Here is a 10,788-nt window from a genome sequence, read left to right as displayed (position 1 = left end):
TGGGGTCGGCGGTGGCGGCCTGCGGCAGGGCGACCAGCGTCGCACCCGCGATCGCGGTCGTGAACGCCATCCCGATGGCGTACCGGCCGCGCCGGCGCCATTGGCGTTGGGACGTCATCCCATTTCCTTCCTCGGCTGGGTGAGCGAGCAGGTTTGGCGAGCATTCCTCGCCCCGCCGAGGGCTCCGCCGAAGCAATACCTAAGCACGCTCAACCTATATGGGTGAAGTATCGAAAGTAGGAGGTTCACGGAGTGTTATTGACCTGGGACGCAGGCGCCAGCGTCCATTCGGGCGAACGTGCCGCGTGGCGGTTCGCGGTGGGTGCCTAAACTGGCTCGTCGTGAGCTTGACCCTCGGAATCGTTGGGTTGCCCAACGTCGGAAAGTCCACCCTGTTCAACGCCCTGACGAACAACGACGTTACGGCCGCGAACTACCCGTTCGCGACGATCGAGCCCAACGTGGGCGTCGTCCCGTTGCCCGATCCCCGGCTGGACCGGCTGGCCGAGCTGTTCGCCAGCGCCCGGACCGTCCCGGCCACGGTGTCCTTCGTCGACATCGCCGGCCTGGTCAAAGGCGCCTCGGAGGGGCAGGGCCTGGGCAACAAGTTCCTCGCCAACATCCGCGAGGCGAACGCGATCTGCCAGGTCATCCGGGTCTTCGACGACCCGGACGTGGTGCACGTCGACGGGGTCGTGGACCCCTCGTCGGACATCGAGACGATCAACACCGAGCTGATCCTGGCCGACCTGCAGACCCTGGACCGGGCGCTGCCCCGGCTGGAGAAGGAGGCCCGCACCCGCAAGGAGGCGCGCCCGGCCGTGGACGCGGCCCAGGCCGCCCGGGCGGTGCTCGACGCCGGCCGGACCCTCTACGCGGCCGGGTCCGAAGTGGAGGCCGGGCCGCTGGCCGAGCTGAGCCTGCTCACCACCAAGCCGTTCCTCTACGTGTTCAACGCCGACGAGGGGGTGCTGGCCGACCCGGGCCGCCGGGCGGACCTGGCCAAGCTGGTGGCTCCGGCCGACGCGGTGTTCCTGGACGCCAAGGTGGAGGCGGAGCTGCTGGAGCTGGACGAGGAGTCCCGCCGGGAGCTGCTGGCCTCGATCGGCCAGACCGAGCCGGGCCTGGACGCCCTGGCCCGCGCCGGGTTCCACACCCTGGGCCTGCAGACGTTCCTGACCGCCGGACCCAAGGAGTCCCGGGCCTGGACCATCCGGACCGGGTGGACCGCACCGCAGGCGGCGGGCGTGATCCACAGCGACTTCGAGCGGGCGTTCATCAAGGCCGAGATCGTCGCCTACGACGACCTGGTCGCGGCCGGCTCGATGGCCGCGGCCCGGGCGGCCGGGAAAGTCCGGATGGAGGGCAAGGATTACGTCATGGCCGATGGTGACGTTGTGGAGTTTCGGCACGGGAAATAATCGCGCACAGTAATTTGTAATGAATTCAGCGGTCCCAGCGATAAGCGCGTTCCACTTTCGCGACGTGAATGGCGTAGGAGTCGTACCAGCGTTCCCGGCCGAGCGCGCGGGCGGCGGTGTGCCGGGGGTCGGCCCGCCAGGCGGCGATGGCCGGCTCGTCGCGGAAGTAGGCGACCGTGATGCCCAGGCCGCTCGCCTCCCGCGCCGAGTCCGCCGCGAGGAAGCCCGGCTGCCGCTGGACCAGTTCGAACAGGTCCTTGGACGTCTCGGAGTAGCCCTCGTCGACCGGGGTGCGCAGCGAGGTGAACACGACGGCGTAGTAGGGCGGTTCGGGCAGGGTCGCGGGACGCGGGTTCCCGGCCATCGAGCCTCCTCAGCGCAGCATCGACCGGTCGGTGGGGGCGAGCAGCAGCCGCTCCCGCCGGGTCACCTTCGCATGCTCGGGTAACCCGGCCGGCTCTGGCCACCCGTTTTCGGCCGGCACCGAGGCGAAGGTGACGAACACGTGCTCGCCGGTGCGCACCGGCAGGGCCGGGAAGTTGTTCTCCGCGTACTCGGTGGACAGGGCCACCGCAGCGTCGTCGACGATCCTGGCGAACTCGCCGTCGTACGGGCCGGACAGGTACCGGATGTCCGCCACCACGACCGTGGACGCCGGGGTGCCGCGCACCGCGGGGTTGAGCGTGAACTCGCCGCCGGCCGGGCGCAGCAGCAGCACGTCGTCGCTGTCGATCATGGTCGCGTTGGCCGCCGCGCGGTGCGCCCGCCAGACCGGGCCGCCGTAGAACGCGGTCAGGCTCTCCGCCCGGACGGCCATCGACGGAAAGCCGCGCACCCAGACGAACCGGTCCGGCCGCTCCAGGTCGCGGAACTGGCCGACCACCCGGATGCCGAGCTCCTCCTGGGACTCGACGAACTCCCGGTCGAACAGCTCGATCAGCACGTCGCGCTGCCCGGGGCGCAGGGTGTACTGCCGCAACTCGTAGATGTCGTTCATACGAACGGACCCTAGGAGCAGGCCCCGACATCCGGTCTCATGGAGCCATGCGGCGACGGAACTTCCTGCGGGTGACGGTGGTCGGGGCCACGGCGGCGGCGTTCGGGGGCGCGTCGTGGCGGGAGGCGTTCGCCGCCACCGCTCAGCCCGGCCCCAGCCCCTACGGCGAGTTGCTCGCCGCCGACGCCAACAACGTCATGCTGCCGGCGGGTTTCGGCAGCCGGGTGGTGGCCCGTACCGGGTCCCGGGTGGCCGGAACCGGTTACCTGTGGCACCCGGCCCCGGACGGCGGCGCCTGCTTCGCCGACGGCAGCGGGTGGATCTACACCTCCAACAGCGAGGTTCCGCTCGTCGGCGGCTGCTCGGCGATCCGGTTCGACGCGACCGGACAGATCACCGGCGCGTACCGGACGCTGTCCGGCACCAACGTCAACTGCGCGGGCGGCGCCACCCCGTGGCAGACCTGGCTGTCCTGCGAGGAGGTCGAGTGGGGGCGGGTGTTCGAGACCGACCCGTTCGGCGCCAACGGCGCCACCGCCCGCAGCGCGATGGGCCGGTTCAAGCACGAGGCCTGCGCGGCCGACCCGGACCACGGGTTCGTGTACATGACCGAGGACGTGTCGGACGGCTGCTTCTACCGGTTCGCGCCGGCCACCTGGGGCAACCTGGCCAGCGGCACCCTGGAGGTGCTCTGCGGCGCGAACGAGGCGACCTCCGGCCCGGTGACCTGGCGGCGGGTGCCCGACCCCGACGGGTTCCCGGTGGTGACCCGCAACCAGGTCTCCGGCGCCAAGCGGTTCAACGGCGGTGAGGGTTGCTACTACGCGGGCGGCACCTGCTGGTTCACCACCAAGGGCGACAACCGGGTGTGGGCGTACAACGCCGCCACGTCCACCATCGACCTCGCCTACGACGACTCGCTGGTGATCGGCACGCCACCGCTGACCGGGGTGGACAACGTGACCGGCACCGCGGGCGGCGACCTGTTCGTCGCCGAGGACGGCGGGGACATGGAGATCTGCATCATCACCCGGGACGGTGTGGTCGCACCGTTCCTGCGGGTGCTCGGGCAGGGCGGTTCGGAGATCACCGGGCCGGCGTTCAGCCCGGACGGGTCGCGGTTGTACTTCTCCTCACAGCGCGGCACCACCGGCAACGTGCTCGGCGGCATCACCTACGAGATCACCGGCCCGTTCCGAACCTAACCGGCAGCCGCTTCTCTGATCGCATCCACCACCCCGTCGATCTCCTCCGCGAGCGAGACGTCGTTCGCGGTGATCCCACCGGCGGAGTGCGTGCTGCACCGGAACGTCAAGGTCCGCCAGCGGATGTCGATGTCCGGGTGATGGTTGTCGCTCTCGGCGATCTCCGCGACCCGGTTCACCACCTGGATGGCCTGCGGGAAGCTGTCCAACTCCACCGTGCGGGCCAGCGCGCCCTCATCTTTGGTCCAGTCCGGCAGCGCGCCGAGCGCCTTGCCGACATCCTCGTCACTGAGTAGCTCGGGCATGCCTTCCATCCTGGCCTGTAACATCCCGGTTTGCCACGGGAGTCCGGTGTGGCGCCGGACTGAGAGGAGGGCTCGCAGCCCTCGACCGTTCGAACCTGATCCGGGTCATTCCGGCGCAGGGAGGGAGGAGAGCAATGACAGTGACGCGACGTGCCGCGCTGGCTGCGCTGGTGTTCGCGGCCGTCACCGGGTGTTCGGTGTTCGGCGGAGACGGCGGCACGGAACCGGGTGAGCGCACGGTGGTGCTGGTCACCCACGACTCGTTCACCATGAAGCAGGAGGTGCTGGACGAGTTCCGGGCCAGCAGCGGGATCCGGATCGACGTGCGCAAGTCCGGTGACGCGGGCTCGCTGACCAACCAGCTGGTGCTCACCAAGAGCAGTCCGCTCGGTGACGTGGCCTTCGGCGTGGACAACACGTTCGCCGACCGCGCGCTCAGCGCGGACGTGTTCGTCCCGTACCGCAGTCCCGATGCGGACAAGGGCCCGAGCCGCTACTCGATCGACGACACCGACCGGCTCACCGCGGTCGACGTGGGCGACGTGTGCGTCAACGCCGATTCGGCCTGGTTCGCCGGCCGGGGGATCCCGGTGCCGGCCAGCTACGAGGACCTGGCCGACCCGAAGTACAAGGATCTGTTGGTGGTGCAGGATCCGGCCACCTCCTCGCCGGGGCTGGCGTTCGCGCTCGGCACGGTCGCGCACTTCGGCGGGGACGGCTGGGTGAACTACTGGGGCAAGCTGCTGGCCAACGGGGTCAAGGTGACCAGCGGCTGGGAGGAGGCCTACACCCAGGACTTCTCCGGCTCGTCCGGAAAAGGCCCGCGTCCCCTCGTGGTCTCCTACGCCTCGTCCCCGGCGGCCGAGGTCGGTCCGGACGGCAAGCCGCGGACCAGCGCGCTGCTGTCCACCTGCTTCCGGCAGGTCGAGTATGCCGGCGTGCTGACCAACGCCAAACATCCCGACGACGCCCGCAAGGTCGTGGACTTCCTGCTGTCCCAGCCGTTCCAGTCCAACGTGGCGGAGCAGATGTTCGTCTACCCGGCCCGGGAGGACGTACCGCTGCCGGCGTCCTGGCAGGGCGTGGCGCCGCAGCCGAGCAACCCGGCCACCTTGCCCGAGGAGGTCGACCAGGCGTGGTTGATCACCCTGTGGCGCACCGCCATGGACCGGTGACCGTCCCGCGACGGGTCGGCCCGGCCGCCGGACTGTTCGCCGTTGCGTTGATACCGCTGGGTTTCCTGGCGGTGTTCTTCGCCTGGCCGGTGCTGGCCATCCTGCGGCTCGGGCTGGGCGCCGGCGTGCTCACCGTGCTGGGCGACGCGGACACCTGGCGCCTGGTGGCGTTCACGCTCGGCCAGGCCGCCGTGTCCACGGTGCTGGCCCTGCTGGCCGGGCTGCCGGTGGCGTTCCTGCTGGCCCGCACCCGGCTGCCCGGCCTGGGTTTCGTGCGGGTCGCCGTGCTGGTGCCGTTCGTGCTGCCCACGGTGGTGGTGGGCCTGGCCTTCCGGGTGCTGCTGCCGGACGGCGGGGTGCCGGCCATCGTGCTGGCCAACGCGTTCTTCAACGTGGCGGTGGTGGCCAACACGGTCGCCGGGCTCTGGTCGCATGTGGACCGGCGATCCGAGGACGCGGCGCGGGTGCTCGGCGCGTCCCGGTCGCGCACCTTCGCCGCGGTGACGCTGCCCGCGCTCACCCCAGCTGTCGGCTCCGCCGCCGCGATCGTGTTCCTGTTCTGTGCCACCAGCTTCGGCGTGGTGCTGGTGCTCGGCGGGGCCCGGCACCGGACCCTGGAGACCGAGATCTACCTGCGCACCGTGGAACTGTTCGACCTGCCCGGTGCGGCGGCGCTGTCCCTGCTGCAGATCGGCGCGGTGGTGGCGGCGCTCGCGGTCGGCGCGGCCGTGCGCAGGCGCCGGGAGACCGCGCTCGCCCTGCGCGGCCGGGCGGAGTCGGCCCGGCGCCCGGCGGGAGCCGAGTGGGCCGTGGTGGCGTTGGCCTACGGCGTGGTCGTCCTGCTGCTGGTTCCGGTGCTGGTGCTCACCCTTCGCTCACTGTCTACATCGGACGGTTGGAGCCTGGCCGGGTACCGGGCGCTTGCCACCACCGGAACGTCGGGCACGCTGGCGATCTCCGGGGTGGAGGCGGCGGCCAACTCGCTGCGCGCCGCCACCGACGCCACGGTCCTGGCCATGACGCTGGGGATCAGCGCGTCGGTGGTGCTGGTCGCGATGAGCCGGGGGCGGGTGCGCCGCGGCTTCGTGGAGACCATGGACGCCGCGCTGATGCTGCCGCTCGGGGTGTCCGCGGTGACCGTCGGGTTCGGCTACCTGATCACGCTGGACAAGCTGCCCGGTGACCTGCGCACCGCGCCGGTGCTGGTGCCGCTGGCGCAGGCGCTGGTGGTCACGCCGCTGGTGATCCGGATGGTGCTGCCGGTGCTGCGGGCGATCGACGAGCGGCTGCGGTCGGCCGCGGCCACCCTGGGCGCGGGTCCGCTGCGGGTCTGGCGGGAGGTGGACCTGCCGCTGGCCGGGCGGTCGGTGCTCAGCGCGGCAACGTTCGGTTTCGTCGTCGCGCTCGGCGAGTTCGGCGCGACCAGTTTCCTCGCCCGGCCGGACACCACCACCTTGCCGGTGGCGATCGGCCGGCTGATCTCCCGGCCGGGCGCGCTGAACAACCAGATGGCCTACGCCGCCTGCACCCTGCTGATGGTGGTCACGGTGCTGGCCGTGGTGCTGGTCGACCGGCTGCGGGTGCCCGGGGTCGGTGAGTTCTGATGGCGCTCGCCGTCACCGGGCTGACCGTCCACTATGGAGCGGTTGCCGCAGTGTCCGATGTGGACATCGAGGTGGCCGACGGCGAGGTGGTCGCCCTGCTCGGGCCGTCCGGCTGCGGCAAGTCGACGCTGCTGCGGGCGGTGGCCGGGCTGGAGCGGCCGGGCGCAGGCGCGGTGTGCTGGGACGGCGCCGACCTCGCCGGCCTCGCCGTGCACCGCCGCGGGTTCGGCCTGGTCTTCCAGGACGGCCAGCTGTTTCCGCACCGCGACGTCGCCGGCAACGTGGAGTTCGGGCTGCGCATGGCCGGGGTGGACCGCACGGCGCGGGCCGAGCGGGTGACGGAACTGCTCACCCTGCTCGGGCTGGACGGCTACCAGCGGCGGCGGATCACCGAGCTGTCCGGCGGGGAACAGCAGCGGGTGGCGCTGGCGCGGGCACTGGCCCCCCGGCCCCGGCTGCTGCTGCTGGACGAACCGCTCTCCGCGCTGGACCGGGCGCTGCGCGAACAACTCGCGCTGGATCTGGCCCGGGTGCTGCGGGTGTCCGGAAGCACCGCGCTGGTGGTCACGCACGACCACGACGAGGCGTTCACGCTGGCCGACCGGGTGGCGCTGATGCGGGCCGGGCGGATCGTCCAGACCGGTCGCCCCGAGCAGGTGTGGCGCGCGCCCGCCGACCAGCAGACCGCCGCGTTCCTCGGCTGCACCACGTTCCTGCCGGCCACCGTCGCGGCCGGGGTGGCGAGCTGCGCGCTGGGCCCGGTCGAGGTGCCCGCGCCGGACGGCCCGGTGCTGCTCGGCCTGCGCCCCACCGCGCTGCGCTCCGACCACGGTGGACGGTTGCGCGGCGAGACACTGGCCCGGGTGCACCGGCGCGACCACGTCCGGCTGCGGGTGCGGCTGGCCGAATGGCCCGAACCAGTCGACGCCGTCGCCGGGATCGCCGACGCCCCCGAGGCCGGCGATCCCGTGCGACTGTGCCTGGACCCGGACGGGGTCGCCGTGCTCAGCCGTCCCTAGTCAACATCCGGGCCAGCGCCAGCGACCCGCCGATCGCCAGGTAGCAACCGGCCCGCAGCACCCCTTCGACCAAGGCGTCGGTCGGGATCGGATCCCGCATCACGTCGATCATCGCCTGCCAGCTGTCGGTGATCAGCAGCGGATGCAGCCAGCTCAGCGCCGGGATCGCGTTCAGCACGGTGAACACGATGATGCCGCCGAGCGAGACCGCCATCACGATCAGCGGGTGCTCGGTGACCGACGAGATGGCCAGCGCCACCGCGGCGACCGCCAGCACCTGCACCGTGACCAGCAGCGCGGTCAGCAGGATCCGGCCGAGCGCCGGCCAGAACGACAGCGTGGTGCCGGAGATTGTGATCATGCTGTTGCCGCCGAGCAGCACCAGCCCGGAGATCACCCCGCTGGCCGTCATCAGGCCCACCCCGATGACCACCGCAGTGGCGACCCCGAATGCCTTGACGCCCAACAGGCGGGCCCGCCCGACCGGCGCGACCAGCAGGTTGCGCAGTGAGCCCACGGACGACTCGCCGGCCAGCGCGTCCGCCGCCCACATCGCCCCGACCATCGGCAGCAGCATCTGCAGCGAGATGGTCAGCACGAAGATCGGCAGCACCAACCCGTTCTCGCTGAGGATCGCGGCGATCGCCCCGGGACCCTCGGCGCCGGGCGGTGGTTCGAGCGTGCCGTCGGCCGCGAGCGCGATGCCGATCCCGGCCAGCACCGGCACCAGGACAAGCAGTCCGAGCGCGATCAGCGTGCGCGGCCGGCGCAGCACCAGGCGCAGTTCGGAGCGCAGCAGCCGGCCGATCGGCGCGTGCGTGCGGGCCACCGGTGCGGAAACCTGACCGGACACCGTCAGCGTGGTCATCGGCTGACCTCCTCGACCGGCGAAAGCTGGAGCCGACCATCGAGGTCGGACAGGGCGGCGCCGTTCTGGTCCGCCTCGGTCAGCCGGGTGAACAGTTCCTCCAGGCCGGCGCGCTGGCGGCGCACCTCGTGCACCGCGACCCCGGCCGCCACCAGCGTGGCGACCACGTCCGGGGCGGTGGTCGTCGTCAGGTCCACGCGCAGCCCGTCCGGCGTGACTCTGGCCGGGATCCGCTTGTCCCGCAACGTGTCCACCGCGACCGTCGTGTCCGGAGTGGACACCAGCAGGCCGTTGTCGCCGGCGTCGAGCAGCTCGCCGAGCTCGCCCTGGGCCACCACCGAACCGCGGTGCAGCACCGCGACGTGCGTGCAGGTCGCCTCCACCTCGGAGAGCAGGTGCGAGGACACCAGCACGGTGGTGCCGGCCGCGTGCAGCGCCGCGATCACCGCCCGGACCTCGCGGGTGCCGGCCGGGTCGAGGCCGTTGGTCGGCTCGTCGAGCACCACGAACCGGCGCGGGATCAGCAGCGCGGCGGCCAGGCCGAGGCGCTGCTTCATGCCCAGCGAGTAGCCCCGGTACCGGCGGTTGGCCGCGTCGGCGAGCCCGACCCGCTCCAGCGCCTCACCCACCGCGCGGCCGATGCCGCCGGTGGCCAGCAGCGGCTCGGCCGCCGCGCAGCGCAGCAGGTTCTCCCGGCCGGACAGGAACGGGTGGAATCCCGGACCCTCGACCAGTGCGCCGACCTCCGGCAGCGCCCGCGCCGCGCCCTCGGGCAGCCGGTGGCCGAGCAGCTCCACCGTGCCGGCCGTCGGGGTGACCAGGCCGAGCAACATCCGGATCGTGGTGGTCTTGCCGGATCCGTTGGGGCCCAACATGCCGAGCACCGAGCCCAGCGGGACGTCCAGGTCGACGTGATCCACGGCGACCGTGCTGCGGTAGACCTTGCGCAGCCCCCGGGTGCGGGCGGCCACCGGATGGGGGGCGGGGGTGACCGCAGCTGCGGTCACCCCGTTCACCCCTCGGTCGACGCCTGTCGTGCTGGTCATTTCGAGCTGAGCGCGTCGATCAGCACCTGCTCGGGCACCGCGCCGATCGCCACCCGGCCGTCCTGGGTGACCAGGGCCGCGCCGACCTTGGTGGTGACCACCCAGCCGGTGCCGAACGGCCCGTCGACCGGCTTGGCGAACTGGCGCAGCAGCCCGGTCACGTCCGGCCGCCCGGCCGGCGCACCGGCCGCGCTCGCGGCGGCTTCCAGCAGCTGGGCCGGCACCTTGCCGACCAGCACCGTGTCCCAACCCGTGCCGACCGTCTTCGCGTCCAGCTGGCTGAACAGGTCCTTGGTGGCCTTGCTGTCCAGGTGCTCGCCCGGCTTGACCTCCTTGACCGTCGCGCCCTGCGGCACGTCGAACCGGAACAGGTTCGGGTCCTGGGCGCCCGGGTTGAACTCGGTGAACCCGATCCGCAGCGCCGGCTCGGCCGCCCCGTTGGCCAGCACCTCCAGGCGCAGCGGGATCCTGGTCTCGGAGTCAACCGCCACCCGGACCTCACGCAGCAGCGTCTTCTCGGTCGGCTTCGGGGTCAGCAGCAACTGGTAGACCGGGCGGTCGGCGACCCGCGCGGTGCCGTCCACGGCCACCGTGCTCTCCGCCTGCATCGCCTTGACCAACTGCTGGGCCGCCGAGGTGGGGTCGGCCAGCTGCTCGGGCACCCGCTGCGCGTCGGCCTGGCCGTGCTCGATCTTGCGTACCGAGCGGTCCTTGGAGCTCCAGATCCACACCGTCTCGCCGTCGGCGACGACGGTCGTCTCGTCGTTGCGGCCGGCCAGCGCGATGCGGCCCTTGCCGGCGCCGTCGGAGTACACCCGGGCCGAGACGTTGTCGGCGCCGCCGGTCGGCAGCACCGGGATGGGCAGACCCAGGTTCTCCCGCACCTGGACCGAGCCGGACATCGCCGGCGCCTTGGCGTTGAGCACCGAGGCGACCAGATCCTCGGCGGCGATCGGGGGCAGCGCCGGCGGCGCCCCACCCGCCCCGGCCGGGGAGGCCAGCAGAGCCAGGCCAACCAGGCCGGCGGCGGTCCCCGTCGCCGCTACCGCGATAGCGGTTCGTTTCCTGTTCATTCCCGATCCCCTTGTTCGTCTTGAGTATCTTCTCGCACCCAGAGAATGCGCCCCGGCAACTGAGATGGCGCTGAG

At 72.0% G+C, this 10,788-nt stretch carries 11 protein-coding genes and 1 riboswitch; of the genes, 5 read left to right on the top strand and 6 right to left on the bottom strand.

Annotation, left to right across the window (positions count from 1 at the left end; genetic code table 11):
• The first annotated feature begins 341 nt into the window (after positions 1-341).
• On the top strand, positions 342-1,421 hold the full coding sequence (gene ychF, locus VFO68_RS04645) for a redox-regulated ATPase YchF (protein ID WP_325156889.1): 1,080 nt from the start codon (positions 342-344) through the stop codon (positions 1,419-1,421).
• Between the two features lie 25 nt (positions 1,422-1,446).
• Here ychF and VFO68_RS04640 read toward each other — a convergent pair whose 3' ends face one another.
• Positions 1,447-1,785 carry an antibiotic biosynthesis monooxygenase gene (locus tag VFO68_RS04640; protein WP_325156888.1) on the bottom strand — a complete coding sequence of 113 codons (339 nt, stop codon included), beginning with the start codon at positions 1,783-1,785 and terminating at the stop codon, positions 1,447-1,449.
• 9 nt (positions 1,786-1,794) lie between these two features.
• Positions 1,795-2,418, bottom strand: a complete 624-nt coding sequence (locus VFO68_RS04635; RefSeq protein WP_325156887.1) for an NIPSNAP family protein — start codon at positions 2,416-2,418, stop codon at positions 1,795-1,797.
• A gap of 47 nt (positions 2,419-2,465) precedes the next feature.
• On the opposite strand from VFO68_RS04635, the gene VFO68_RS04630 reads away from it, so the two are divergent.
• The gene (locus VFO68_RS04630; protein WP_325156886.1) at positions 2,466-3,623 is read left to right on the top strand and encodes an alkaline phosphatase PhoX; all 1,158 of its coding nucleotides are present in this window, start codon (positions 2,466-2,468) and stop codon (positions 3,621-3,623) included.
• On the opposite strand, the gene VFO68_RS04625 is transcribed toward VFO68_RS04630, so the two are convergent.
• Complete coding sequence (locus VFO68_RS04625; protein ID WP_325156885.1) at positions 3,620-3,928, bottom strand: 4a-hydroxytetrahydrobiopterin dehydratase; 309 nt, start codon at positions 3,926-3,928, stop codon at positions 3,620-3,622. The genes VFO68_RS04630 and VFO68_RS04625 overlap by 4 nt on opposite strands.
• A gap of 25 nt (positions 3,929-3,953) precedes the next feature.
• Positions 3,954-4,067, top strand: a riboswitch (TPP riboswitch).
• On the opposite strand from VFO68_RS04625, the gene VFO68_RS04620 reads away from it, so the two are divergent.
• The 3 genes from VFO68_RS04620 to VFO68_RS04610 all read left to right on the top strand — a co-directional run bounded on the left by VFO68_RS04620 (position 4,063) and on the right by VFO68_RS04610 (position 7,726).
• Positions 4,063-5,103, top strand: coding sequence for a thiamine ABC transporter substrate-binding protein (locus VFO68_RS04620; protein WP_325156884.1), 1,041 nt, complete (start codon positions 4,063-4,065; stop codon positions 5,101-5,103). Its footprint overlaps the riboswitch before it by 5 nt.
• Positions 5,100-6,707, top strand: a complete 1,608-nt coding sequence (locus tag VFO68_RS04615; RefSeq protein WP_325156883.1) for an iron ABC transporter permease — start codon at positions 5,100-5,102, stop codon at positions 6,705-6,707. Before VFO68_RS04620 ends, VFO68_RS04615 begins: the two co-directional genes overlap by 4 nt.
• Positions 6,707-7,726: an ABC transporter ATP-binding protein gene (locus tag VFO68_RS04610; RefSeq protein WP_325156882.1), complete on the top strand. Its 1,020-nt coding sequence runs from the start codon at positions 6,707-6,709 to the stop codon at positions 7,724-7,726. The genes VFO68_RS04615 and VFO68_RS04610 overlap by 1 nt, the downstream gene beginning before the upstream one ends.
• Here VFO68_RS04610 and VFO68_RS04605 read toward each other — a convergent pair.
• From VFO68_RS04605 to VFO68_RS04595, 3 genes are read right to left on the bottom strand one after another with little or no spacing between them, the layout of a single operon-like run.
• Entirely contained in the window at positions 7,713-8,594 is an 882-nt protein-coding gene (locus tag VFO68_RS04605; RefSeq protein WP_325156881.1) for an ABC transporter permease subunit, read from the bottom strand. The two genes, VFO68_RS04610 and VFO68_RS04605, sit on opposite strands and share 14 nt — an antisense overlap.
• Positions 8,591-9,640 (bottom strand): ABC transporter ATP-binding protein, encoded by a 1,050-nt coding sequence (locus VFO68_RS04600; RefSeq protein WP_325156880.1) that lies wholly within the window; start codon positions 9,638-9,640, stop codon positions 8,591-8,593. The genes VFO68_RS04605 and VFO68_RS04600 overlap by 4 nt, the downstream gene beginning before the upstream one ends.
• Positions 9,637-10,713, bottom strand: coding sequence for an outer membrane lipoprotein carrier protein LolA (locus tag VFO68_RS04595; protein ID WP_325156879.1), 1,077 nt, complete (start codon positions 10,711-10,713; stop codon positions 9,637-9,639). The genes VFO68_RS04600 and VFO68_RS04595 overlap by 4 nt, the downstream gene beginning before the upstream one ends.
• Between the last annotated feature and the right edge of the window lie 75 nt (positions 10,714-10,788).

Source organism: Actinophytocola sp. (assembly GCF_035712165.1).
Lineage (GTDB): Bacteria > Actinomycetota > Actinomycetes > Mycobacteriales > Pseudonocardiaceae > DASYTH01.
Note: the sequence above shows the minus strand (reverse complement) of the source record. Positions and strands in the feature narration are given on the sequence as shown.

Coding starts and splice junctions, on each gene's coding strand:
- VFO68_RS04610 (WP_325156882.1), top strand. CDS start 6,707: ATGGCGCTCGCCGTCACCGGGCTGACCGTCCACTATGGAGCGGTTGCC.
- VFO68_RS04640 (WP_325156888.1), bottom strand. CDS start 1,785: ATGGCCGGGAACCCGCGTCCCGCGACCCTGCCCGAACCGCCCTACTAC.
- VFO68_RS04625 (WP_325156885.1), bottom strand. CDS start 3,928: ATGCCCGAGCTACTCAGTGACGAGGATGTCGGCAAGGCGCTCGGCGCG.
- VFO68_RS04595 (WP_325156879.1), bottom strand. CDS start 10,713: ATGAACAGGAAACGAACCGCTATCGCGGTAGCGGCGACGGGGACCGCC.
- VFO68_RS04630 (WP_325156886.1), top strand. CDS start 2,466: ATGCGGCGACGGAACTTCCTGCGGGTGACGGTGGTCGGGGCCACGGCG.
- VFO68_RS04635 (WP_325156887.1), bottom strand. CDS start 2,418: ATGAACGACATCTACGAGTTGCGGCAGTACACCCTGCGCCCCGGGCAG.
- VFO68_RS04620 (WP_325156884.1), top strand. CDS start 4,063: ATGACAGTGACGCGACGTGCCGCGCTGGCTGCGCTGGTGTTCGCGGCC.
- VFO68_RS04605 (WP_325156881.1), bottom strand. CDS start 8,594: ATGACCACGCTGACGGTGTCCGGTCAGGTTTCCGCACCGGTGGCCCGC.
- VFO68_RS04600 (WP_325156880.1), bottom strand. CDS start 9,640: ATGACCAGCACGACAGGCGTCGACCGAGGGGTGAACGGGGTGACCGCA.